The sequence below is a fragment of the Micromonospora sp. NPDC047812 genome (genome assembly GCF_040704175.1).
Taxonomy (GTDB): domain Bacteria; phylum Actinomycetota; class Actinomycetes; order Mycobacteriales; family Micromonosporaceae; genus Micromonospora.
On sequence record NZ_JBEYRY010000002.1, the window covers coordinates 1,484,538 to 1,507,978 of the forward strand.

General features: G+C 70.7%; 18 protein-coding genes, 2 tRNA genes and 2 pseudogenes. 14 read left to right on the forward strand and 8 right to left on the reverse strand.

Annotated elements, in window-relative coordinates:
• Window positions 1–43: 43 nt before the first annotated feature.
• Complete coding sequence (locus AB0883_RS14780) at window positions 44–577, forward strand: YbhB/YbcL family Raf kinase inhibitor-like protein (RefSeq protein ID WP_366641630.1); 534 nt, start codon at window positions 44–46, stop codon at window positions 575–577.
• Between the two features lie 18 nt (window positions 578–595).
• On the opposite strand, the gene AB0883_RS14785 is transcribed toward AB0883_RS14780, so the two are convergent.
• Entirely contained in the window at window positions 596–1,306 is a 711-nt protein-coding gene (locus AB0883_RS14785; protein WP_366641631.1) for a class I SAM-dependent methyltransferase, read from the reverse strand.
• 212 nt (window positions 1,307–1,518) lie between these two features.
• Between AB0883_RS14785 and AB0883_RS14790 the strand changes: the two genes are divergently transcribed.
• Complete coding sequence (locus AB0883_RS14790; protein WP_366641632.1) at window positions 1,519–3,339, forward strand: hypothetical protein; 1,821 nt, start codon at window positions 1,519–1,521, stop codon at window positions 3,337–3,339.
• Window positions 3,340–3,363: 24 nt separating this feature from the next.
• Here the strand turns inward: AB0883_RS14790 and AB0883_RS14795 are convergent, their stop codons facing one another.
• The gene (locus AB0883_RS14795; protein ID WP_366641755.1) at window positions 3,364–4,146 is read right to left on the reverse strand and encodes an IucA/IucC family C-terminal-domain containing protein; all 783 of its coding nucleotides are present in this window, start codon (window positions 4,144–4,146) and stop codon (window positions 3,364–3,366) included.
• A gap of 295 nt (window positions 4,147–4,441) precedes the next feature.
• Here AB0883_RS14795 and AB0883_RS14800 point away from each other — a divergent pair, with 295 nt between their 5' ends.
• The gene (locus AB0883_RS14800; protein ID WP_366641756.1) at window positions 4,442–5,959 is read left to right on the forward strand and encodes a peptide deformylase; all 1,518 of its coding nucleotides are present in this window, start codon (window positions 4,442–4,444) and stop codon (window positions 5,957–5,959) included.
• Window positions 5,960–6,122: 163 nt separating this feature from the next.
• Here the strand turns inward: AB0883_RS14800 and AB0883_RS14805 are convergent, their stop codons facing one another.
• Window positions 6,123–7,241, reverse strand: a complete 1,119-nt coding sequence (locus AB0883_RS14805; protein WP_366641633.1) for a globin domain-containing protein — start codon at window positions 7,239–7,241, stop codon at window positions 6,123–6,125.
• 144 nt (window positions 7,242–7,385) lie between these two features.
• On the opposite strand from AB0883_RS14805, the gene AB0883_RS14810 reads away from it, so the two are divergent.
• The gene (locus AB0883_RS14810; protein ID WP_366641634.1) at window positions 7,386–8,156 is read left to right on the forward strand and encodes a CPBP family intramembrane glutamic endopeptidase; all 771 of its coding nucleotides are present in this window, start codon (window positions 7,386–7,388) and stop codon (window positions 8,154–8,156) included.
• A gap of 110 nt (window positions 8,157–8,266) precedes the next feature.
• Here AB0883_RS14810 and AB0883_RS14815 read toward each other — a convergent pair whose 3' ends face one another.
• Complete coding sequence (locus AB0883_RS14815; protein ID WP_366641635.1) at window positions 8,267–8,962, reverse strand: hypothetical protein; 696 nt, start codon at window positions 8,960–8,962, stop codon at window positions 8,267–8,269.
• A 13-nt stretch (window positions 8,963–8,975) separates the two neighbouring features.
• Between AB0883_RS14815 and AB0883_RS14820 the strand changes: the two genes are divergently transcribed.
• The 7 genes and pseudogenes from AB0883_RS14820 (at window position 8,976) to AB0883_RS14850 (ending at window position 14,974) form a co-directional block, all read left to right on the forward strand.
• Window positions 8,976–9,515 (forward strand): hypothetical protein, encoded by a 540-nt coding sequence (locus AB0883_RS14820; protein ID WP_366641636.1) that lies wholly within the window; start codon window positions 8,976–8,978, stop codon window positions 9,513–9,515.
• Window positions 9,516–10,013: 498 nt separating this feature from the next.
• Window positions 10,014–10,104 (forward strand) — tRNA-Ser (locus AB0883_RS14825).
• A 36-nt stretch (window positions 10,105–10,140) separates the two neighbouring features.
• Window positions 10,141–10,213: transfer RNA gene (locus AB0883_RS14830), tRNA-Arg, on the forward strand.
• A 1,463-nt stretch (window positions 10,214–11,676) separates the two neighbouring features.
• Entirely contained in the window at window positions 11,677–11,988 is a 312-nt protein-coding gene (locus AB0883_RS14835; protein ID WP_366641637.1) for a hypothetical protein, read from the forward strand.
• A gap of 274 nt (window positions 11,989–12,262) precedes the next feature.
• On the forward strand, window positions 12,263–12,904 hold the full coding sequence (locus AB0883_RS14840) for a hypothetical protein (protein WP_366641638.1): 642 nt from the start codon (window positions 12,263–12,265) through the stop codon (window positions 12,902–12,904).
• A 51-nt stretch (window positions 12,905–12,955) separates the two neighbouring features.
• A pseudogene (locus AB0883_RS14845) lies at window positions 12,956–13,457 on the forward strand (transposase family protein); the annotation flags it as partial.
• Between the two features lie 851 nt (window positions 13,458–14,308).
• Window positions 14,309–14,974 (forward strand): Type 1 glutamine amidotransferase-like domain-containing protein, encoded by a 666-nt coding sequence (locus AB0883_RS14850; RefSeq protein WP_366641639.1) that lies wholly within the window; start codon window positions 14,309–14,311, stop codon window positions 14,972–14,974.
• 477 nt (window positions 14,975–15,451) lie between these two features.
• Here AB0883_RS14850 and AB0883_RS14855 read toward each other — a convergent pair.
• Window positions 15,452–15,799 (reverse strand): annotated as a pseudogene (locus AB0883_RS14855) (ADP-ribosylation/crystallin J1); the annotation flags it as partial.
• 428 nt (window positions 15,800–16,227) lie between these two features.
• Between AB0883_RS14855 and AB0883_RS14860 the strand changes: the two are divergent.
• From AB0883_RS14860 to AB0883_RS14870, 3 genes are read left to right on the forward strand one after another with little or no spacing between them, the layout of a single operon-like run.
• Window positions 16,228–17,064 (forward strand): CPBP family intramembrane glutamic endopeptidase, encoded by an 837-nt coding sequence (locus AB0883_RS14860; RefSeq protein ID WP_366641640.1) that lies wholly within the window; start codon window positions 16,228–16,230, stop codon window positions 17,062–17,064.
• Window positions 17,061–18,218 carry a histidine kinase gene (locus tag AB0883_RS14865; protein WP_366641641.1) on the forward strand — a complete coding sequence of 386 codons (1,158 nt, stop codon included), beginning with the start codon at window positions 17,061–17,063 and terminating at the stop codon, window positions 18,216–18,218. The genes AB0883_RS14860 and AB0883_RS14865 overlap by 4 nt, the downstream gene beginning before the upstream one ends.
• On the forward strand, window positions 18,215–18,874 hold the full coding sequence (locus tag AB0883_RS14870) for a response regulator transcription factor (protein ID WP_366641642.1): 660 nt from the start codon (window positions 18,215–18,217) through the stop codon (window positions 18,872–18,874). The genes AB0883_RS14865 and AB0883_RS14870 overlap by 4 nt, the downstream gene beginning before the upstream one ends.
• Before the next feature lie 167 nt (window positions 18,875–19,041).
• Here the strand turns inward: AB0883_RS14870 and AB0883_RS14875 are convergent, their stop codons facing one another.
• From AB0883_RS14875 to AB0883_RS14885, 3 genes are all read right to left on the reverse strand, one after another.
• Window positions 19,042–19,716, reverse strand: a complete 675-nt coding sequence (locus AB0883_RS14875; RefSeq protein WP_366641643.1) for a DUF1028 domain-containing protein — start codon at window positions 19,714–19,716, stop codon at window positions 19,042–19,044.
• Window positions 19,717–20,026: 310 nt separating this feature from the next.
• Window positions 20,027–21,385: a S8 family peptidase gene (locus AB0883_RS14880; protein WP_366641644.1), complete on the reverse strand. Its 1,359-nt coding sequence runs from the start codon at window positions 21,383–21,385 to the stop codon at window positions 20,027–20,029.
• Between the two features lie 220 nt (window positions 21,386–21,605).
• Window positions 21,606–23,201 (reverse strand): alpha/beta hydrolase, encoded by a 1,596-nt coding sequence (locus tag AB0883_RS14885; protein ID WP_366641645.1) that lies wholly within the window; start codon window positions 23,199–23,201, stop codon window positions 21,606–21,608.
• Window positions 23,202–23,441: the final 240 nt, after the last annotated feature.

Sequence of the window (23,441 nt, forward strand, 5' to 3'; positions counted from 1 at the left end):
AAGAAGGGGCGGAGGAACAACCGCTCACCGGAAGGACCGCCCGATGACCCTGGAACGACCGATCGCCCCGGACCCGTACGACCTGCTGCCGACCGTTGCGTCGTTCACGCTGACCAGTGACGACGTGCAGAACGGCGAGCCGATGGACGCCGCGTACGCCCACGGCAGCGTCGGGGGCGGGAACGTCTCGCCGCAGCTCGCCTGGTCGGGTTTCCCGGCCGAGACCAAGGGCTTCGTGGTCACCTGCTTCGACCCGGACGCGCCGACGGGCAGCGGGTTCTGGCACTGGGTCCTGGTGAACCTGCCGGCCGACGTGACGCGGCTGCCGCGCGGCGCGGCCGGGGACGACCTCGGCGGCGCCTTCACGGTCCGCAACGACTACGGCGACCAGGGCTACGGCGGCGCCGCCCCGCCGGCCGGCGACCGGCCGCACCGCTACGTCTTCGCCGTGCACGCGCTGGACGTGGAGCGGCTCGACGTCACGCCCGACGCGACTCCCGCCTACGTGGGCTTCAACCTGGCCTTCCACACCCTGGCCCGGGCCGTGATCCGCCCCACCTACCAGATCAGGGAGTAACCCGGGCCCGCCCCGACCTCAGGAGGGGACGCGGGCCACCGCGAAGACCGACTGGCCGAACGGGGGGAGGACGCGCTGTTCCGCCGCCTTGGTGGCGGGGAGCACGAGGGTGTCGTAGACCTTGACCATCGGGCCCTCCTTCGGCATCAGCCGGAAGACCTTGGTCGCCATGAAGTAGCCGATCAGGCCGAGCGCGTTCGCGTAGTGGATCTTCTCCACCGTCAGGCCGGCGTCGGTCATCGCGGCGGCCAGGGTCTTCTTCGTGTAGCGGCGTACGTGGCCGGTGGCGATGTCAGCCGGGCTCATCGCGAACTGGAACGCCGGCACGATGATGATGACGTTGCCGCCGGGCCGGACCAGGTCGCGCATGCTGCGCAGCGCGCCCACGTGGTCCTCGATGTGCTCCAGCACGTTGTACGACACGGCGGCGCTGTAGTCGCCCCGGTCGGGGTGCGGCAGCAGCATCTGCCGGACCTCGATGTGCGGCTGGTCGGCCAGCCGCTCCTTCAGCGAGACGAGCCGGTCCGGGTCCGCCTCGGTGGCGGTGAAGCGCGGCAGGTGCTCCGCCCACTCCAGCGCGTAGTCGCCGAGGCCGCTGCCGATCTCGATCGGGTTGTCACCGAGGTACGGCAGGGCCAGTTCGACGAACCAGCGACGGTGGTTGACCGCCGTCGCGAGGCCCTCCAGGACCTCGGACTGCACGCGCTGATCCCCAGTGATTTCTGCCATGCGTCGATTCCTCACGATATGAACTCGACCCGCGCCTGGACCGACTGAGTGAATCATCCGCACGGGCGGCAGAAAAATCGGGGCACCCGTGGTGGCCGAAATGCGGTCGGGGGTGGGCACGTGATCGGCGGTCGGCGAACCCGGCACATGGTACGCCAGTACCCCGAAACATGTCACGGCGGCGTCATAGCCTGACTACTCTACGAATCGTCATGACTACTCCTGAATCGGGCCTTCCCGCCGGCGAGTCAGGGCCCGGGGCGTCGGCGGGCGGGCCCGACCGGGGCGTACGGCCCTGGAAGGGGTGGTGGACGGACGTCGCCGCGGTGGCGAGTTTCGTCGCGCTGGGCTTCTGGGTGACCGCGCGGCTCTGGCTGCGCCCGTCGCACGGCATCCGGGACAACCGCACCGACCAGTCGCAGTTCGAGTGGATGATGGCGCACGGCGCGCGCGTGGTGACCGATTTTGTTGATCCATTCACGTCGGACCGGATGAACGTGCCGGAGACCGTCAATCTCATGGCGAATACGTCCGTATTATCCGTATCTCTGCCAATGACGCCCGTCACGCTCCTGCTCGGTACCCGCGCGTCGTTTCTGCTCTTTCTCACCCTGGGCATGATCGCCACCGCGACGGCCTGGTACTTCCTGCTGTCCCGGGTGGTCGTCGGGGCCCGCGGGCCGGCCTGGCTCGGCGCCGCGTTCTGCGCGTACGCCCCGGCGATGGTGTCGCACGCAAACGCGCACCCCAACATCGTCTCGCAGTACGTGGTGCCCCTGATCGTCTGGCGCACCCTGCGACTCGCCGAGCCGGGGCGCTGGCTGCGCAACGGGCTGCTGCTCGCGGCGGTCATCGTGTGGCAGGCCTTCCTCAACCTCGAGGTGCTGCTGATGACCGCCATCGGGCTGGGCGTGGTGGTCGGGGCGCTCGCCCTCGGCCGGCCCGAGCTGCGCCGGCGGGCCCGGCCGTTCCTCGCGGGCCTGGCGGTGGCCGCCGCCGCGGCGCTGCTGGTGCTCGCGTACCCGCTCCACGTCCAGTTCTTCGGCCCGGGGGCCTACCACGGGCTGTCCTGGCTGATCCGGGGCTACTCGACGGACCTCGCGTCGTTCGTGGCGTACTCGCGGGAGTCCCTGGCCGGCGACGCCCGCAGCGCGCAGGGGCTGGCGAAGAACCCCACCGAGGAGAACGCCTTCTTCGGCTGGCCGCTGGTGGTGCTCGTCGTCGCCCTGGTCTGGTGGCTGCGCCGGCACGTCGTGGTACGCGGCCTCGCCGTCCTCGCGCTCCTCTTCGGCCTGCTCTCCCTCGGGCGGGAGGTGCAGCTGGGCGGCAGGGGGACCGGGATACCCGGCCCGTGGGCGGCGTTGGAGAACCTGCCCGTCCTGCACTCGGTGGTGCCGACCCGGTGGGCGCTGGCGATCACCCCGATCGTCGGGGTGCTGCTCGCCTACGGGGCGGACCACGTGCGCGCCCTGGCCGCCCGGCACCCGCGGGCACGCCCGCAGATCCGCTTCGCCACCGCCACGGTGCTGGCCATGGCCCTGCTGCCGATCCTGCCGACCCCGCTGCCCACCACCCGGATCGACTCCGTGCCCGCCTTCGTCACGTCGGGCGCCTGGCGGCCGTACGCGGACGGCGGGCGGAGCATCGTGACCCTCCCGCTGCCCGACACCCACTACGCCGATCCGCTGCGCTGGTCGGCGCGGACCGGGCTGGACATGCCCATCGCCCGCGGCTACTTCCTCGGCCCGGACACCCGCCCCGGTCGGGACCGGGTCGCCCTCTTCTCCGCGCCGCCCCGCCCCACCAGCGAGTTCTTCGCCGAGATCCGGCGGACCGGCGCGGTGCCGCCGATCACCCCGCAGGCGCGGGTCGACGCGGTCGGGGACCTGCGGTACTGGCGGGCGGGGGCGGTCGTCCTCGGGCCGCACCGGCAGGCCGACGCGCTGCGCCGGGGCATGACCGAGCTGACCGGCATCCGCCCCACGTACACCGGTGGGGTCTGGCTCTGGGACGTCCGCCCGTTCACCGACTGACGCCGGCGGCCCAGAGGCGGCCGGTCAGGCCTGACGGACGCAGCAGCCCTGGCAGACCTTGGGCTTGGGGAGGGTGAACGCGAGGCAGCAGGTGCGCCGCTGCACGGTCGGCTCGCCGTTGGGGCCGGGGACCAGCTCCACCAGGTCGGCGAGGTCGAGCGCGCCGAGCAGCGTCTCGATCGCCTCGACCGACGAGCCGGGCAGGCCGTCGGCGGCCCGGAGGATGCCGTGGGCGATGCCCGAGGCCACCGACCCGAGCAGGGTGCGCGCGCCGATCCGGACCTCGCCCTGGATCGCGGCGACCATCGGGGCCAGGTGGGCGTCGAGCAGCGAGGCCCGGAGCACCCGGAGCAGTTCCGCCTCGTCCGCGACGACCCGCACCTCGGGCAGCCCGGCGAGCGCCAGCGGGTCGCTCGGCAGCACCGCGACCGTGGTCGAGCGGCGCAGGCCCATGGTGAGCAGCGGTCGGTGGTCCTCGAAGTGGATCAGCACGTCGGCCGGGTCGAGCAGGGGCACCCGTCGGGCCGAGGCCCAGCCGAGCGCCACGGGCAGCGCCGTCCAGTAGCTGTACGACTTCCAGGCCAGCGCGGCGCACGCGTGCGGGGTGCCGCCCCAGCGCGAGCTGGCCGAACGCAGGAACTCGGGCAGGAGGGTGCCGTCGACCAGGGTGGTCGCCGGGCTCCAGCCGAACTCGTCGTGCACCAGCAGACCGGGCGCGAGACCGGGCACGTGGTCGGTGCCGAACATCGCGCGCATGGCGGCGGTGACGGGGGCCAGCGGCGTGGCGGCGGTGTCCCGCTCCGGCAGCACCGCTGTCACTGGACTCACCCACCCGTCGTCGCCGTCGGCGGGCAACCCGCCCGTCGCTGAGCTAAGGCTAGCCTAACCACACTTCGTCGGATAAGGAAAGGCTCGCCTGCGTCGGATCCGGAGGGGCCGGCTCGCTCCGCCCGCGTCCGGCGTACTACCCGGTCAACCGGGCGGAAAACGCCGCCCAGTATCGACAGGCATCGCTTTATGTCAAGGTTCGTGTCGGCAAGGTGCCAGTTCCGTGTGTGCGTCGCCACAGAACGTGAAACTGATACTCCCGGCCACGAGGAAGCTGATGACCTCACCGCTCGATCGGGCTGCCGACTCCTTCGCCGCCGAGATCGCCCGGCACCGCACGGGGCGGGGGCTGTCCAAGAAACAGCTCGCCACCCTGATGGGCTTCGACCCGTCGTACGTCAGCCACGTCGAGGGGCGGCGGCACCGCCCCACCGAGGACTTCGCGCGCCGCGCCGAGGCCGTGCTGGAGGCCGGCGGCGCGATCTGGCAGCGCTTCAAGGAGTACGACGAGCTGCGGCACGCCCGGGCCGAGCGGGCACACCGCGACCCACCCGTACCCGGGCAGTGGATGCCGCCCGGCACCGGGTTGATCGTCGAGCGGGAACTCGCCACGCTCACCCACCTCGGCGACGCCTACCGCTGCGTCATCCGGCGCGAGCTCTACAACGCCGGCACCGAGCCGGTCACCCGCTACCTGGTGCGGATCGCCGTCGACCGCTACCCCAACGACCCGGGCCGCTCCAACCTCCACCACCGGGAACACCCGCTGACCTTCGCCGAACTGCGGCTGCGGGCCTACCGGGAGGACGGGGACGAGCGGGAGGCGATGCACTGGCGGGCCAAGCACGACCGCGACGCCTTCAAGGAGCTGTGGCTGCTCTTCGAGAACGCCGACCGGCGCTTCCCGCTCTACCCGGGGGACCGGGCCACCATCGAGTACGCGTACTGCGTCGGGCACGACAAGTGGGGCCCCTGGTTCCAGCGGGCGGTCCGGCTGCCCACCCGGCAGATGGCCGTACGCCTGGACCTTCCGGCGGCCGCCGACCCGCAGGTGTGGGGCGCGGAGACCTCGCTCTCGGCGGAGGAGGGCCCGCTGCGCACGCCTGTGACCAGGCGCGAGGACGCCGACCGGGTGATCTTCGACTGGGCGACCGAGGATCCGCCGCTCAACGCGCGGTACCGGTTGCAGTGGCGGTTCCGCGGCCGACCGGACGCCGAGCCCGAGGAGGCCGGACGCGTCCGGCCCAGCGACCGGATGCGCGGCATCGGCATCGTGCAGCGCGGCGCCGACCTGCTCCGCCAGCCGGCGCGCCCGTTCGACCTCCCCCGCGAGGAGCGGGAGGCCCGGGACGTGGCCGACCGCCTCGCGGCGACCCTGGTCCGCCTCGACGAGCTGCACCCGTTCCGCAAGGGGGTGGGCATCGCCGCCCCGCAGCTCGGCCTCGGCCGGGCGGCGGCGGTGGTGCGGCCCCCCGACCGGTCGGCCGACCCCGTCGTGCTGCTCAACCCCCGCGTCGTCGACGCCTCCCCCGACAGCGACGAGCAGTACGAGGGGTGCCTCTCCTTCTTCGACCACCGGGGCCTGGTGCCCCGGCCGCTCCGGCTCGACGTGGAGCACGCCCAGTACGACGGCAGCCGGATCATCACCTCGTTCGAGTTCGGCATGGCCCGGCTCGTCGCCCACGAGATCGACCACCTGGAGGGGCGGCTCTACGTCGACCGGATGACGCCGGGGGTGCCGCTGGTGCCGGTCGAGGAGTACCGCGAGACAGGCCGGCCCTGGCGCTACTGACCTGCCCGCACGGGCACCGGCGGCACGACCACGTCCGCACGGGTGGGAAGGACGGCCGGGCGGACGTGGTCGTGCGGGGCGGTGCCGGTCCGCCCGTTGGGGGACCGGGGCGCGTGCCCCAGGGGGCAGGAGCACGCGCCCCGGTTCGGGGGGAGGAACGCTTCTAGAGGTTTCCGAAGGTGTCGTAGCGGGTGTTCTCCGGCGGGACGCCGTCCTCGGCGAGGACCCGGAGCGTGGCCCGGACCATGCGGGCGGAACCCGAGACGTAGCAGTCGTGCGCCGTCCACGGGCCGTACCGGCTGACCACGTCGGAGACGTCACCCAGCTCGCCGTCGAAGTCGGGATCCTCGCTGCACGCCGGAGTGACCGACAGCCACGGGTGCGTGGCCACCAGCTCCTGGAGCCCGGCCAGGCCGTACAGGTCCGCCGCCGTACGGGCGCCGTAGAAGACGTGCACCCAGCGGGTCCGGTTGAAGCCGGCCAGCTCCTCCACGAGCGCCTTGATCGGAGCCAGCCCGACGCCGCCCGCCACGCAGAGGATGTCCCGCTCCGAGGAACGGTCCAGCGTCATCGACCCCATCGGCGCCGCCACCCGGAGCAGGTCGCCGGGCTTGACCCGGCGGACCAGCGCCCCGGACACCCAGCCGGCGCCCGCCGGCGTACGGACGTGGAACTCCAGCAGGTTGTCGTCGTTCGGGGCGTTCGCCACCGAGTAGGTGCGCCACACCCGGGGCAGGTGGCGGGGCACCTCCAGGCTGACGTACTGGCCGGCCTTCCACGACAGCGGATGCTGCAACGCCCGGCAGGTCAGCACCGCCGTGTCCCTGCCGTACCGCTCGTGGGTCAGCACCTCCGCGTGCCAGAACGGCGGGTTGTCGTCGGCCGCCGCGCCGGCCAGCATCTTCTCCGAGATCGCCGCGTACGCGTCCCGCCACGCCTGGTCGTATTCCAGGTTCCAGCCGTCGCCGGCGATGCTGCGCAGCGCGTCCAGCAGTGCCACGCCCATGGTCTCGTAGTGCGCCGCGTCGACGTGGTACTTGCGGTGGTCCCGGCCCAGCGCGCGCAGGTACTCGTCGAAGCTCTCCGGGTCGCCGACCGTCTGGGCCGCGGTGACGATCGCCTCCAGGATCCGGTCGCCCTGCCCGGTCATCTCCACCGGGAAGAGCTTGCGCAGCTCGGGGTCGAGGAGGAAGAGCCGGGCGTAGAAGTGACCGCTCAGCCGCTCCCGGTGCTCCTCGACCAGGGTCCAGCTCTCCTTCAGCAGCCTTGCGAAGTCGTCCACGGGCGCGCTCCTTCTCCTGACGGCGGATCGGGCACCCATAGAATGTCCACGGAGCGTGTCGACCGGTCGCACAGAATGTGCGATCGGCTCGCGAGGCTCGTTCGGGCGGTGCCGCCGGCCGTCGGCGTCGGGCAGAGTGGTGCGGTGACCGTTGAGCTGGAACGCCCGGCGACCCACCGGATGCTCGGCACCGAGACGCTGCTCGTGCTCGGCCTCTCGCTCGGCCAGTCCGCCGTCTACGCGACGGTGTCGATCGTCGCGAAGCTGACCGCAGACGGGCCGCTGTCGAAGCAGACCGCCGCGCTCAACACCTCGGTGTCGCCCCGGCCGTGGCTGGATCTGACGTACCAGCTGCTCGGGATCGTCTTCGCGCTGCTGCCGGTGCTGCTCGCCGTACACCTGCTGGCGCGGGACCCCGGCGATCCGGCACGGACGCTCGGCCTGGACGCCCGGCGACCCGGTCAGGACCTGGCCCGCGGCGCCGGCCTGGCCGCGCTGATCGGCCTGCCCGGCCTGGCGCTCTTCTGGGCGGCGGCGCAGCTCGGCGTCAACGCCACGCTGGTGCCGGCCGCGCTGCCCGAACTCTGGTGGACGGTGCCGGTGCTGGTCCTCGCCGCCGTGCAGAACTCGGTGCTGGAGGAGGTGATCGTGGTCGGCTACCTGGTCACCCGGCTGCGCCAGCTCCAGTGGCGGGTCGGCGCGATCGTGGCGACGAGCGCCCTGCTGCGCGGCTCGTACCACCTCTACCAGGGCTTCGGCGCGTTCCTCGGCAACGTGGTGATGGGCGTCGTGTTCAGCCTCTTCTATCTGCGCACCCGCCGGGTCATGCCGCTGGTCGTCGCGCACACGCTGCTCGACGTGGTCGCCTTCGTCGGCTACGCCCTGCTGCCGAGGGAGTGGTTCGACTGGCTCTGACGCCGCCCGGCCGTTCCGCCACCGCCGCCCGGCTCCGGTTCCGCCGGAGCCGCCGTCGGGTGCCGCCTCGGCAGATCTTGGTCGGAAAGTGCCCCGCCAGGGGCCGTCTCCTACCAAGATCTACCAGCGGCCCGCCGGTAGGCGTTGACCGCGCGGGCGGCGAGTCGCTCGGCCGCCGCCGCGTCCCCGGCCGCCGCCACGAGCACCGCCGCGCCGGGCAGCAGCCGGGACGCCAGCCGCAGCGCCAGCCACCCGCCCGCCTGCGCGACCAGCGGCGCCGCCAGCCGCCACGCGGCCTCGGCCGCCCGCGGCCAGCCCGCCGCGTCGGGCTCCTCCGCCGACCGGGCCGCCACCAACGCGGCACGCGCGCTCTCCGCGTCCGGGTGCACGCGGGTCAGCACCAGCAGTTCCACCGCCCGGTCCGGATGGGCCGGGTCCCGGTCGTACGCCGCAGCCAGGTGCAGCACCAGGTTGGCCTGCGCCCACAACACCGCCGCCAACTCGGCCACCGGCGCGAAGAGTCCCGCCAGCGCGGCGGTCGCCCCGCCCGCCCCGGCCTGCCGGACGAACCGCCGGGTCGCGAGCCGCGCCAAGCCGTCCGCTCCCGCATCGGGGTACGCGTCGCGGAGCCGCTGCGCCCAGTCGCGGGCGCGCGGCCCGACCGCCTCGACGGCGGCCAGGGCCAGCAGCTCCGGCGCGAAGGCGGGATGCTCCAGCACCCGCGCGACGGCCAGCCGAAGGACCGTTTCCGGCGTACGCCCCGGCGGTGCGCCCGCCGCCTCGGCGCTGGTGGGCGGCTCGACCACCTGTGGGGGCGCGGTGGCCGGGGCCTGGACCGAGACCTCGGCAGCGACCGGTGCCGGGGTGAGCGTCGCCGGGGCGGCCTTCTTCGCGGGCGTCGCCTCCTTCGGGGGCGTCGCCTTCCGGGCGGGCTCGGTCCTTGCGGCGGGTGTGGCCTTCTTCGCGGGCGTCGCTCTCTTCGCGGGCGTGGCCTTCCGGGCGGTGGTGGTCTTCCGGGCGGGCGTGCCCTTCGTCGCCGCCGGGGGCACCGCGCCTTCCGCCGTCCCCGGCCCTGTGGCCTTCGCCGCTGTCCCCGGCTCGGTGGCCTGCGCCGCCGTCGGTGTCTCGGCTCGGTCTGTCGCCTCCACCGCCGTCGCCGGTCGCGCCGGCGTGGCCTTCTTCGCGACCGCCCTCTTCCCGGGCACGCCGCGCGCGGGGGTGGCGCTCCCGCCGGAGGTCTGCGTCTCCGGGGCGGGCCGACCCGTGGGCGATCTCCTCGCGGCGGGGGACTTCGGCGCGGCGCCGGAGGTCTCCGCACCCCGGACGGGCGGGTCCGCAGCGGTGGCGGATCCCGGCTGATCCCCGGCGGCGGCGGACGCGCCACCACCGGTGTGTGCGACGTCACTCCCGCCGGTCTCTTCCGCCCGGCCGGGCCGCTCCCGTGACGCCGGTCCAGCTGCGCGATCGGCCTGGTGGGGCAGCGGCGGATCGGCCGAGGGGGGCTGGAAGAGCACCGCGGGCGCCGGCCTCGCCCGCCGGGGGCGCTTTCCGGAATCCTCCGTCCCGGCCGGCTCAGGCGGCACGGGGGGCGGACTGAAGGTCGCCTTCGGGGAGCGTCGGCGCGCTCCCTCAGCAGGCTCTCGGCGGGTCGGCTCGCGCGGCGGCTGCTCCTGCATATCGATGGAGCGTAGTCCCGATCACGCCCGCGCACAGCAGAGAAAGACGAGGCCGGGGCGAGTCCCGGCCCCGCCCGGCGACGGCCAGGCGCACAGGCGGAGGGGCGGACCGGGGAAGTCGCTTTGCTCCCGATGGGTGAGGCCCTGTATCCTCGGGCGCGGTGGTCTGCAGGGCCACCAGGGAGACTTCGCCTAGTCTGGTCTATGGCGCCGCACTGCTAATGCGGTTGGGGTCTTAAAGCCCCTCCCGGGTTCGAATCCCGGAGTCTCCGCGCGAAAGCCGGGTGTGTAGACTGGCCAAGCACCGAGCGCCCGTAGCTCAACGGATAGAGCATCTGACTACGGATCAGAAGGTTAGGGGTTCGAGTCCCTTCGGGCGCACTTCACGATCAAGGCCGTGGCCAGCGGAAACGCGGGGCCGCGGCCTTGATCGCTTCTGCAAGTTGGTACGAAGCGTCCCAGGATTTGGAATCCGGTGCTCCGATGGTGCTCCGTTGTCGCCGTGCTGTCCAGGCGGGGTCCGTGCCGGTCGGTGCTGCCCGAGTGCGTTTGCGTGTCTGCTGATTTGGATCATGGTCGGGACACCGGTGCCTGATGGAACCGGTGTCCATTGTGGTCAGTGTCGTGGATCTTGTGTGCCGAGGTGGATGCCCGGGGCGTCGGTCGCGGTTGACCCGGCCTCGTCGGACTCCTCGCCGCCATCGGCATCGGCTACGCGTGGTTCAACCGCGACCGCGGCGACGACTACGACGGCGGCTACGAAGAAGTCTGGTACGAGGAAGAGTGGCACTACGAGGAACGCTGGCGCGAAGACTGAGCCGCTGGGCTTTACTCGCAGCGATCCTCGGTGCCCGGGCTTCCGCCGCGCGGTGTGGTGCGGCAGTTGACTATCGTCGCTTCATCCGCCCGGTCGTGAAGGGCGGGTGACGGGCCGTCAACGACATCAAGCCGGATGGTCCGCTTCCGGTGGCGGCGGGGTACCCGAGCCGCTGGCCAGTTGCAACATTGTCGGCATCTGCCGACATCAACTCCGACAAATTTTGACACCGCAAACTGCCCTGCAGGGGCGCCGCTGGTCTCACAATGAGACCGACGACAGATGTGCTGTGGGCACGACCCTGGCACTACCTGCGTTCGGCAGCGACGCGCGGCCTTCGGGCGCATCGGTGACTGTCAGAGCTGGCAGCTGTGGTCTGCACGCGTCGGGGCTGCGGCGTCTGCAGGGCGATCGGAGTTAGAAGCAATGGCCAACAGCGACGAGATCCAAGCTGCCCGTCGTGCGCGGAAGCGATCATTGGCGGCGTAACGGGCAGCCTCCGCAACCCAGACACGCTGCTGCTGGGCCGGTTCGACCGGCGAGGCCGGCTTCGATACACCGGCCGCACCCATCCGCTGGACGCCTAACAGCGCCAGGAACTCACGACGCTGCTGTCTCCGCTGCGGCCTTTGCAGCAGCGCCGCGCCCCAGTGGTGCACCCGTGGCCGGAGCCGCTGCCGGCATCGTGGTCGGGGCAGTTGGATCGGCCGGAACCGCTGCGGTACGTGCAGGTCGAGCCGACGGTGGTGATGGAAAACGAAGCGGACGTGAGCAACCAACGCAGCCAAGGCCGCAAGCGGACGGTGGTGACGACAGAGTCGAAGCTGAGGGGCCGCTTACTTCGCCTCTGTTCCTCAACTTCACGCTGGACAAGCGATTGCTCAATCATCAGATACCGCGCCGGGCAGGCGGCAAGGGCGCGGGTGATGGTGTCGCATTGCAGCAGGGAGCAGAACTGAACGCCGGGCTCCGGAGATAGTCGCCCGCCTATTGTTATGGGGAAGCCCCCGATGCTATCATCGCTCACATGATCAAATTCACGGGGAAACTTGCACTCGGACTGGCTACGGTCGTCGCCGCAGTGGGGCTCTCGGCGGCGCCAGCTTCAGCCGTGCCGACCAACTGCCATGCCGGTACAGACGGCGGCAATTGGGCGTACGCGATATGCACCGCAGGATACGGCCAGTACAGAGTCTGGATCGATTGCTGGAACGACAACGGCAGGAAGACCACCCTGTACGGGACCTGGATGGATCGCGCCAGCGGCGACGGTCAGTCAGTAAGGCACTGCAATGCCACCTACCCGATCCGGGAAAATTACGGATACCACGTGCAGTGAACCGCATGCGGCGAGCTGTCCCCCCTCATAAGCCTGCCCGGAAGGTGTCGCCGTGGCGGACTTGCGGCGGCACCTTCCGGGCAGAGGGCGCTTGAGAAGCATATGGAGTGACGCTTCGACGGTTGGCGCGAGTGCACTGGAGGCGAGCGGGGCACCTTCCCGTAGGCGGCTTCTGACCTGCCGCCGAGACTCAGACGTCTGGCTCGCCGCACCATCTTGAGCTACAAGATCAGCTTGAGGAAGGCTCATTGCGCCACACCCGTATCATGCCCAGGTGTCCATCTTCCAGCCGGAGCTGCTCATCTCCGCTGCCGTGTTGGCGCTCGTCGGCATCGCCAGCAATGTCGTCGCAGGAATGATCAATCAGAAGTTGCCTCCGGTGGCCATTCGCGTGCTGGTCGCCAGCGTAATTGGATTCCTTGTTGTCAGCGTGGTGGTCGCGGCCGTTCAGGATGACGGCCACCCCCGGCCTGCCAGCCCGGGTTCCGCCCCGAGCGGCGTCACGCCCCCGGTGGAGACTCCGAGCGGTGGCGCAGCATCTCCGTCGGCGGATCGACCCGCGTCCCGGTCACCGGAGTCAGCAGCCCTCACCTTTCCTGCCAGCTTCGAAGGATCGTGGGAGGGGACGCTGGAGCAGACTGGGGGTAGTGGCTCCTGGGACATGTGGGTGACCATCGCGGCCGGTTCCCGAGCGGCAACTGTCTATTACCCCGGCCTGTGCACGGGCACATGGTCGGTGGCGCGGATAATCGGCGAATCGTTGGAGATCAGAGAGCGCATCACCACCAAGGTAAAGTTCTGTGACAGTCCCACGACAGTCATTCTGAGGCTGCGGAGTAATGGCGATCTTTACCTTGACTACGTTCCCGACGTCGGGACCTACGTGGCGTCGGCAGTACTGACAGCCAGCGCATGACCCGTCGTGCGTTCGGTGCGGCGGCCCGATGCCCGACCGGGAGCCTCGCCTGTGCTGTCTTACCGTCCACGATCTCGTTCGTCGAGCCGGACCCTCAACGACCTCGCCGACCGCATCCGCCAGCACCGTAAGCAGCAACGATCGCGATGGCGGCGCCTCGATGCGGGGACGCCAGGCACTACTCGCCCTTGCCCATCTGCGTAACGGCGACACGTACACCCGGCTGGCCTGCGGGTTTGCGATCGGCGTCGCCACCGCCTGGCGCTGCGTGCAGGAAGCGATCGCCCTGCTCGCGGCATCCGCCGACGACCTAATCACCGCGATGAAGCGGATCCGCATGCTGGCGTACGCGATCCTGGACGGCACCCTGATCCCGATCGACCGGGTCGCCGACCAGAAGCCTTACTACTCAGGAAAGCACAAGCGCCACGGCGTGAATGTTCAGGTCATCGCCGACGCAGCGGGCCGCCTCGTCTGGGCTTCGCCAGCGCTACCGGGATCGGCTCACGACCTGACCGCTGCCCGCATCCACGGCATCATCGACGTGCTGACCAGCGCAACATGATGACCTCCGCGGACAAGATATCGGATGGGCGTAACTGTCAAGCAGCGACGGCCGTCGTGGGGTCTGTGGATCTAACGGAGACCTCTCTGCTGCCAACGCCTTGACACAGAGAGGTGCCGTTAGCGAGACAACCCCGCGCGATCAGCGAGGGCCTCTGTGGGCCGTTGCCACTCGCGGCGGTGATCGTCCGGTTGCGTAAAGAGCATCTGACTACGGATCAGAAGGTTAGGGGTCCGAGTCCCTTCGGGCGCACTTCACGATTAAGGCCGTGAACAGCGGAAACGCCGGTCACGGCCTTGATCGCTTCCCGGCATGTGCCGTGATCTTCCGGATGCGAACGCTTGATGCTCCCGTTGGTGCCCCTCTGCTTCGGCGCGGCCTGTGCTGTCCTGAGCCACAACTGTCGGTAGTGGTGCGCTGGTGTGCGACGGGTCCGGTCGGGCTGGAGCACGAGTGGCCGTGACCTGCGCGTGGGTGCGGGGTCGCTGCATTTGAATGGCGGCGCGGCGAGCGTCGATGAGTGGGATCGGCCGCTGACAGGGGTGGCGGCGGATTCGGATCGACCATGCGCACGCCGATCCAGCCCCTCCTGTGGCATGGGGACTGCCGCCGGGGACAGCCCGGCGGTGCCCTCTCACGCCAATGAGCGGTCGTCGCGACAGGACCGCCCGACGCGTCCCGGTCAGGCGCATGTGTTGTGCGAGGTGGGACCGGACGCGGCATTCGCCGCAGCAGTCTCACGGACGTCGCGGAGGCGGACGTTCCGCCTACGATGTGCCCCGGCCCGGTCCGCCTGCCCATCGAGCGCGTTCGACTCCGCTCACGATCTTGGAGGTAACGTGAAGCTTCTGCTCACGTCCGGCGGTGTGACGAACCCAAGCATCCACTCGGCGCTCGTGCAGCTTCTCGGTAAGCCGGTCTCTGAGTGCCGGGCCCTCTGCGTCCCGACGGCACAGTGGGGTCACCCGATGTGCGGACCGGCATCGGTGCAGGGCTTCGTGGCCGCCGACCCCGCTTCCGGTTGGCGGTACCTGTCCGGCCTGGGCTGGGCTTCGCTCGGTGTCCTTGAGCTCACGGCGCTGCCCAGCATCGGCGCGGAGCGATGGATTCCCTGGGTCCGGGAGACCGATGTGCTGCTGGTCGACGGTGGCGACGCGACGTACCTGTGCCACTGGATGCGAGAGTCCGGGCTGGCCGATCTGCTGCCCTCGCTGCCCGACACCGTCTGGGTGGGGGTGAGCGCGGGAAGCATGGTGATGACCCCCCGGATCGGGTCGTACTTCGTCGAATGGGCGTCGGCGCCGGACGACCGGGCTTTGGGAGTCGTCGACTTCTCGATCTTCCCGCACCTGAACCTCTTCCCCACGAACACCCTGGCCGACGCCGAGCGGTGGGCGGCCGACATCGGCGTCCCGGCCTACGCCATCGACGAACAGACGGCCATCAAGGTCGTCGACGGCTCCGTCGAGGTGATTTCTGAAGGGCAATGGACGAAATTCGGGTAATTCGTCAACTCGCAGCCATCCGGATCTGCCGCGAGGGCGCGTTGGGCCGCTCGCCGATGTCCGCTAATCCTCGAAGTCGAACGCGAAGGTGCCCGCCTCGATGCGGTCGATGAACTCGCCGACATCATCGGCTTGCCGGATGGCGTTGTCCCATCCGCTGCTGGTGATGTCGACCAGCAGCACCGGTGCGGGGTCGCTGCGCAGGTCAAGCACGAGCTGTTCGCGGGATCCGTCACCGCCGATGATCGCGATGCCGGGGTGCGCGTCGGTGCTCTCGTCCCATGCCTGGTGCAGCTCGATCATCTCGCGCGGCGTGTTGAGCCAAACATAGGCTCCGCCGGCCATCCACCCTCGCCGGAACCACGACGCACCTTGCAGGTAGGCCCGCCACGCGGCCGGTAGCTCTCTGCCCAGCGCGTGGTGGGCGTCGGTGAACTCCTGGTCGCCCACGGGACCGCGGTAGTCGGCTTCCTCGATGATCGCGCCGACGATGTGGGCGTTGAGGTCGGCAAGCTCCTCTGCGGGGATCCAGTACTCCAGCACGTCGCGGCCACCGGCCTGATGAACCTCGTAACGGTCCAGGTACGCACGCTGGACCTCGAACCGGGTCACGTAGCCGACGCCACCGGCAGGGACATTCCACTCGCGGGCGATCTTTGTGACGTACCAGCGGTTGAGTACCGGGTAGAAGATCGGCTGGTCCGGCAGGCGTGGTGGCCATGCCCGCCATCCGGACGCCGCGACAAGGTCGAGTTCAGCCTGTCCGGTGGGCCGCCACAGGGTGATCGTGTCGGAGGCGTCGATGGGTCTGCTCCCTGCAACCATGTCATCGCGTGATCGTGACGAGCCACGCCTGCAACTTCCTGATGCTGCCGGCCCCGGACGTTACCGCAGCCAGTTTCGGTCAGGTCGATGACACATGGAACCCAGGCGCACGCTCATGCCGCGATCCGCTCCATTTGTTCGCGGCGCGCCAGTCCGCTGACGTGACCTCGGACGCCAACGGGTGGTTGGGAGGAGGCCGCGCGCCCGTCGGGAGCGATCGACGATGGCCGCATGCTTTCCGATGTTTCTGCCTAGCGGCGAGCGGTGGATCTCGTCATGTCCAACCGGGTGGCCGGGCTCCGGAGGGGTCTTGTCCCCCGTGCGAGCTACCCGCAAGTGTCCACCGCACGGTGACGATTGTGGCGGCGGAACTCCATAGGTTTCTTCGTGTCCGCGGCGCTCCGGTCGCGGTCTGCGAAGGAGTCATCATGCGCGTCGTCAAACAGCTTCTCGCTGTCGCCGCCGTCGCCCTCGTCGGCGGGCAGAGCGTCGCCGCAGCCGAGAGCAATTTCTTCCTCACCTTGGTGATCGGCGCTGTGACGGCGGTGCTGGGCGTTGTCGTCTACCGGTGGGTCGTGCGGCGCACCGAGCGCCGTGAGCCGATTGAGCTCGGCCAGGACGGTTGGGGCGGGAAGCTGGGCCGCGGGACGCTGATCGGCTTCGCCATGTTCGCGGCCGTCATCGCCACCATCGCGTTCCTCGGCGGTTACCACGTCGAAGGCTGGGGTTCGCCGACGCGAGCGCTGGGTCTGCTCGGGTTCATGGCGGCCGTCGCGGTCACCGAGGAGCTGCTGTTCCGGGGGGTGCTGTTCCGCATCATCGAGGAGCGTACGGGCACCTGGATCGCTCTCGCCCTGACCGGCGTGGCGTTCGGCGCGATCCATCTGGTGAACCCGGACGCCACCCTGTGGGGGGCGACCGCCATCGCCATCGAGGCCGGGTTCATGCTGGCCGCCTGTTACGCCGCCACCCGGAACCTGTGGGTCCCGATCGGCCTGCACCTCGGCTGGAATTTCGCCGCCGGCGGTATCTTCAGCGTCGTGGTCTCGGGCAACGGCGAGTCGAAGGGGCTGCTCGAGGCCTCGACGTCGGGGCCGGTCGCGCTCAGCGGCGGCGCCTTCGGGCCGGAGGGCAGCCTGTACGCGGTGCTGGCCGGCGTGGTGCTGACCCTGGTGTTCCTGTGGCTGGCCAAGCGCCGCGGGCACATCGTCCCGCGTCGCCACCGCACGGCGCAGGCCCCGGCAACCGCTACAGTCGCTCAGTGATCAGGCTCCGGAGGCTCCCGGATCTGTGGCGGCAGTGGCCGATCACGGTCCGGGACCTCCCGTTCGCCCTGGCCCTCGCCCTCGCGGCGGTGGTCCCGGCTCTGGAGCGGCAGGGTACGCAGCTCGGCGACCTCCCGGACCGCCCGTACGACGCGCTGACCGTCGGTGTCGTCGCCCTGGAGTGCCTGCCGCTGGCCGTACGCCGTCGGTGGCCGGCCGTCTGCCTCGCGCTGGTGTCGCTCGGCTTCGCGATCGACCAGCTCCGCGGCTACCACACCATCGCGGGTACGGGACTGGCCATCGCGCTCATCAGCGCCGGCGCCCACCTGGAGCGGCGCCGCCGGGTCGTCGCGGGTCTCGCCTCGGCAGCGTACGTGCCCCTGGCGATCTCCCTCGACCGGCTCGGATCGGGTGAGGGCGTCGCGGGGTTCACCACCTTCTACCTGTTGCTGGCGCTCGCGTGGGGCGTCGGGGCGTGGCTGCGCCAGAACCGGGCCGCCGAGGCGGAACGCCGCCGCCATGTCGAGGAGGCCACCCGTACCGCGGAGCGCACGCGCATCGCCCGGGAGCTGCACGACGTCGTCACCCACCACGTGACGGCGATGGTCGTGCAGGCCGAGGCGGCGCGCTACCTGACGGGCGCACCGGACAAGCTGGACCAGGCCCTGACCGCGATCACCGGCACCGGCCGTCGGGCCGTCGGCGACCTGCGGCAGCTGCTCGACCTGCTCAACCCGGATCACAGCACAGGCGATCCGCGTACGCCTTCCGTCGGTGACCTGGACGCCCTCGTCGACCATTCCCGGCAGGCCGGGCAGCCGGTCGAGTTCGTCCGGGAGGGCACGTCGGTGGCGGCCACCGGCAGCGCCGAGGAGGCGGCGTACCGGGTGGTGCAGGAGGCGCTGACGAACGCGCTGAAGCACGCGCACGGCAGCCGGACCAGGGTTCGCGTCCACCACGGGGAAGGGGAGACGACCGTGGAGATCAGCACCGACGGCTCCGGATCCGGCGGCGCGTCCCCGGGCGGCAGCGGGCGCGGTCTCGCCGGGCTCCGCGAGCGGGTCACCGTCGTCGGTGGCGACTTCAGCGCGGGCCCTCAGGCCGGCGGCGGATTCCTCGTGCGGGCCCGGATCCCGGCTGGAAACCCGTCGTGACCGCGCCGGTCCGGGTGCTGGTCTGCGACGACCAGGAGCTGATCCGCGCCGGCTTCGCGACGATCATCGACGCCCAGCCCGACATGGAGATCGTCGGCGAGTGCGGCGACGGACGCGCGGCGGTCGACCTGGCCGTTCGGCTCCGGCCGGACGTGGTGGTGATGGACGTCCGGATGCCGGTGCTCGACGGCATCGAGGCGACCCGCCTGCTGGCCGGTGCCGGGGTCCCCGAGCCGGTGAAGGTCCTCGTGGTGACGACGTTCAACCTCGACGAGTACGTCTACGAGGCGCTGCGCGCGGGCGCCAGCGGCTTCCTGCTCAAGGACGCCCCACCGGCGCAGCTGCTCAACGGCATCCGCACGGTCGCGACGGGCTCCGCGCTGCTGGCCCCGGAGGTGACCCGGCAGCTGGTGGGCCGTTACGCGGCGCGCATCCGCCCGGCCGAGGGCGACCTGGGCGGCGGCGTGCTGACCCCGCGCGAGCTGGAGGTGCTCCGCCTCATCGCGGAGGGCCTGTCCAACAGCGAGATCGCCGCGGCACTGGTGATCAGCCAGGAGACGGTCAAGACGTACGTGTCCCGCATCCTCACCAAGCTCGACCTGCGCGACCGGGTGCAGGCCGTGGTGTACGCGTACCGCCGCGGCCTGGTGACCTGAGGCGGCCCGCTACTCCTCGCGGTGTCGTGCACACGAGCACCACGAGGCCGGGCATGGCGGGGCCCGGTTGCTGCCGGCGCTGGCGGTGCCGCTGTCGCGGCACTCCCCGGTCCGGGCGCCGCTGCGGACACCGTGTGCCGCACGCTCAGGCAACGGTAGAGCGCGGGCTATCCGAGCGCCTGCCGGGCGGCCTCACCCATGGGGTCGTCGCGGGTGGGCATCCCCTGGACAGTTGGCAGCACTTCCTCCTGAAAGACGCCGTGCAGCCGGCGCAGTTCCCGCGCCGGATGCTCGGTGTCGTCGACCCGCACGTCCCAGAGCGGGTACGGCTGATCGCCGATCACCGTCGCGGTCGCCGACCGCGCGCCGTGCCGGTCACCGCCGGCCTCCTCGCCAGCCTCAATGGCCAGCACCAGCCGCTCCGCCAGGTCGAGTTCCCGGCTGTCCTCGAACACCCGGACGATCTCCGCGAGGGTCTCCGGGCCCGCCAGGCGGTTGCCCTGCACCGCGTAACCCGGCCCGGTGTGATGCCCCGCCCAGTCCCTCGTACGGGATCCGGTGAAGGCGTGCGAGCGCCCCTGGCGGTCGACCATGCCGACCTGCCGCACCTCCCGACCCGGGTCCCGGGCCAGCAGTTCGGTCAGGACATCCTGCGGCGAGCGGCCCTCGCCCAGCAGCGGCAGGGCGTCGTAGGCCAGGAATGGATTGGGGGTGGCCTGGGTCGCTACCGCACCACCGGGGTGGACGTGTGCGACAAGCTTGCCGACCGCGGGTCTGGCCGTCAGGGCTCCCACCCCGAGCTGGCCGGTGCGCGGACATCGTGCGGCGATCGAGAAGGTCACGGTCGGCGAATACCCGGACGAACGCCCGACATTACCGGAGCCGGCACCGGTCACCGCAGTACCGGCACTGCGGAGCCTCGACGAGCCAGCTCGGGCCCAGCGCGCGGCGTCCTCGCGCTTGTCCGAGCGGTACGCCCTTCCGGCTCTCCGCAGGCTCCCTCACTGCAGACACCACCGACCCCACACCGCCGCCGCAGGCCGTGGAGCGGGCAGCCGGTCGGGGCGACCCGGGCCGGCCCTGCGCGGCCTGCTCGCTCCGTTTCCGCTGGCGAGCGGTTGACCGCGTGGGCCGGCCGGTGACAGGGCCAGGTCAGAGCGCCGGGGACAGGTACAGGAGCCGGTTGGGCGAGCCGGCCCCCGGGTTGATCACGACCGGGCTGGCGACGCTGAACAGGTAGCTGGCCACCTGGGCCGGTGTCCAGGTCGGGTTGTTGCTGAGCACCCGAGCGGCGACTCCGGCGACGAGCGGCGCGGCGTGTGAGGTGCCGCTGATCGTCTGGGTCGCGGTGACCGAGTTCCACCAGGCCGACGTGATGCGATCGCCGGGAGCGAAGATGTCCAGGCAGGGACCGAAGTTCGACCAGCTTGCCCGGTTGTCGTTCGTCAACGTCGCGCCTACGGTCAGCGCGGTCGGCACCGACGCGGGTGAGACGGTGCAGGCGCTCACGTTCGAGTTGCCGGCCGGAACCGTCACCGTGATGCCGTCGGCGACCGCGTTCGTCACTGCGGTGTTGAGCGCGACGGTGGGGCTGGTCAGCACGCCGATGTTCGCCACGGCCGGCTGCCCGGCGGGATGGTTGGCGATCATCCAGTTGATCCCGTTGATCAACATCGACAGCGTGCTCGGCAGGGAGCAGTCGAACACCTTGACCGCGACCAGCACGACGTCCTTGGCCGCCCCGTAGGTCGTCCCGCCGACGGTGCCGGCGACGTGGGTGCCGTGCCCGCTGCAGTCGTTGGCCGGGAGCGTGCCGTCGACGGCGTCGTAGCCGTACACCGCCTGGCCGCCGAACTCGACATGGTTGATCTGGATTCCGCTGTCCACGATGTACGCCCGGACGCCGGTACCGACACTTGTGAAGTTGTAGGTGCCACTGAGTCCCAGCGATGCGTCGATCCGGTCGAGGTTCCACGGCGCGTTCGTCTGGGTGGTGGCCAGGCTGGTCAAACGGTCCTGCTCCACGGCCGCTACCGCCGGGTCGGCGGCCAGCCGGCGGGCCACCAGCTCGGAGGTCCGCACGGAGAAGCCGTTCAGCGCGTCGCGCCAGACCTGGTCCGGGCGGAAGCCGTACCGGTCGGCGAGGTGGGACACGCCAGCCTGCCGGTCGCCGGCCGTACCACCGCTGTCCTTGAGGATGACCACGTAGCTGCCGGGCACGGGGGTGGCGTTGCCGGTGCCGAGGATCTCGGCGGTCGTTCCGGACGGCGGTTCCGTGGCGGGTGTCGCAGTGGCCGGTCCGGCAGCCACGGTGAGGAGCATGACCGTGGTGGCGAGCGTGGCCATGACGGCCGCTCCGGCTCGACGCTCGCGGGCGAAGATCGTGTGGCGGTGGAGCCTCATCTCCCAGCCTCCCTTTGTTCCGGCCATTCCGGCGGGCGCACGACGCGCCGATTGAATGGTCCGAACGGTTTTGCCGGATCGTACAGTCGGGATGAGGTCGGGTTCCATCGCAGAATTCGATTATCTAATCGATCGAGGTCTTTTTCGGCGTGGAGTGGGAAGAGTTCCGGCCCGATGTATCAAGGCTGCTTCTGGAGCCTCGACTGCGGCTTGCTGCTCTCTGCCGGGCGGCGCTCGGCCCCGTCCTGGGCGCACCCCCCGGGCCTCGTCGATGTCGTGGCGGGGGTCAGAGCCCGATGCGGAGCCACAGAACCTGGACGGACAGGTCTCAGCGGCGCACTGCGTAGAGCGGCGCACGCACCGCTCCGTTGTCGGTACGCGGGGACGTCGCCTGCGGCGACGTTGCGGTCGGGTCGGGAGGCGGCAGGGCGTCGCAGGTCGCGTCAGGTCGGTTGCCGGGCCTGCGCTGCGGCAACTTGCCCGTCGCGAGGTAGTCGGCGATGGCGCTGGTGACGCACGGGTTGCCGTTGAACGAGTTGACGTGGGTGGTCTGGCCCACCTCCGCCAGAAGCGAGCCGTTCGGGAAGCGGCGCCGCGCCTCGAGGCTGCCCTCGAACGGCGTGGCCGCGTCAAGCGTGCCACTGACGAACAGCACGCTCTTGACCTTCGAGCCGTCGACTTCGACCGGCTTGGAGACCCTGCCGGGCCAGAAGAGGCACGGCGCGTTGTACCAGGCGTTGTACCAGGTAGCGAACGGTGCGCCGCGGAACGTGCGCCAGTTGTCGCGCCGCCAGGTGTTCCAGCCGCGCGGCCACCGGGTGTCGGTGCACTGCACCGCGTTGTAGACCGCGTAGCCGTTGTCGTTGGCAGGGCGGAAGGAGCTCTCGTACGCCGCGACCAACAGCTCGGCGTCGGGATCGTTGACGGAGTTGACGAACAACTCGGCCAGGGTCGGCCAGATCCACTGGAAGTAGCCGGCGTACATGAAGATGTCGGTGAACTCGGCCGGGCCGACGACGCCGCCGGCCGGCGCCGTGCGCAGGTTGTTCTGCACCGCGTACCACCGCTGTCTGACCTGGTCGGCGGTCTTGCCGAGGTGGTAGACGTCGTCGAACCTTGCCACCCACTCGAACCACATGCGCAGGTTGCGTTCGAAGTTCACGTCCTGATCCAGGCCGGTCAGGTACCAGACCTTGCGCGGGTCGATGTTGCTGTCGAGCACCATGCGGCGCACCGTCTCCGGGTACAGCGTGCCGTACACCTGGCCGATGTAGGTGCCGTAGGAGACGCCGTACAGGTTGACCTGGTCGACGCCGAGCGCCTTGCGGATCGACTCCACGTCCTTGACCGTGTCAAGCGTGGTCATGTGGTCCAGCAGCGCGCCGCCGGCCGCACGGCAGGCGTCGGCGTAGTTTTTCGACCGGTGGAGCCAGGTCTGCTCGATGTTCCGGCTCCACGGGACGTACTCCGGGCGTGGCCCGTCGAAGTAGTCGTTGTCGCAGGACAGCGCGGGCACACTGGAGCCGACGCCACGCGGGTCGAAGCCGATCCAGTCGTACGCACCCCCGACGCTGGTGGGGACGCATGCTGCCGGCGACGTGCAGAGCCCGGAGTTTCCGGGGCCACCCGGAAGGGCCAGGATGACGCCCTGGTAGTCCTTGGCGGCTACCGTCGACCTGATCCGCGAGACGGCGATCTGGATCTTCCTGCCGTTCGGCTTGCCGTAGTCCAGCGGCACGTCGAGCAGGCCGCACTCGGCGCCGACCCCCTGCGGGTCGGGCGTCCCGCAGGGCTCCCAGGTGATCCTGGCAGCCTCTGCCGTGTCCGCTCCGGGCGCCGCTGAGGCGCCGATCGCCGCAGGTGCGACTGCCACGGTCGCCGCGGCGATGAGGAGGGCGAGGCCCTTCGCGATCCTTCGACCCACAATTCCCCCTCATCGCAGAACTGGGCGCGTTCAGGAATCGGCTCGGGCGAACAATGGAACGCTGACCCGTTTCGGGCAGGCCAGAAGCGCACGGATTGCGCAGAACCCACTTCTCCACCGAGCGAGACCCACTGTAGACCGAAGAACGGTCCGGAAATACTCACAGAGTGCTCCGAGAGCATCCGGAAACAAGGCAGGTGCCGGGACTCTGCCTGCGGCCGGGTCAGGCCTCGGTGTTCG

Excerpts from the sequence above, each read along its gene's own strand:
- AB0883_RS14780 (WP_366641630.1), top strand. The coding sequence starts at position 44 with ATGACCCTGGAACGACCGATCGCCCCGGACCCGTACGACCTGCTGCCG.
- AB0883_RS14785 (WP_366641631.1), bottom strand. The coding sequence starts at position 1,306 with ATGGCAGAAATCACTGGGGATCAGCGCGTGCAGTCCGAGGTCCTGGAG.
- AB0883_RS14790 (WP_366641632.1), top strand. The coding sequence starts at position 1,519 with ATGACTACTCCTGAATCGGGCCTTCCCGCCGGCGAGTCAGGGCCCGGG.
- AB0883_RS14835 (WP_366641637.1), top strand. The coding sequence starts at position 11,677 with ATGATCAAATTCACGGGGAAACTTGCACTCGGACTGGCTACGGTCGTC.
- AB0883_RS14860 (WP_366641640.1), top strand. The coding sequence starts at position 16,228 with ATGCGCGTCGTCAAACAGCTTCTCGCTGTCGCCGCCGTCGCCCTCGTC.
- AB0883_RS14880 (WP_366641644.1), bottom strand. The coding sequence starts at position 21,385 with ATGGAACCCGACCTCATCCCGACTGTACGATCCGGCAAAACCGTTCGG.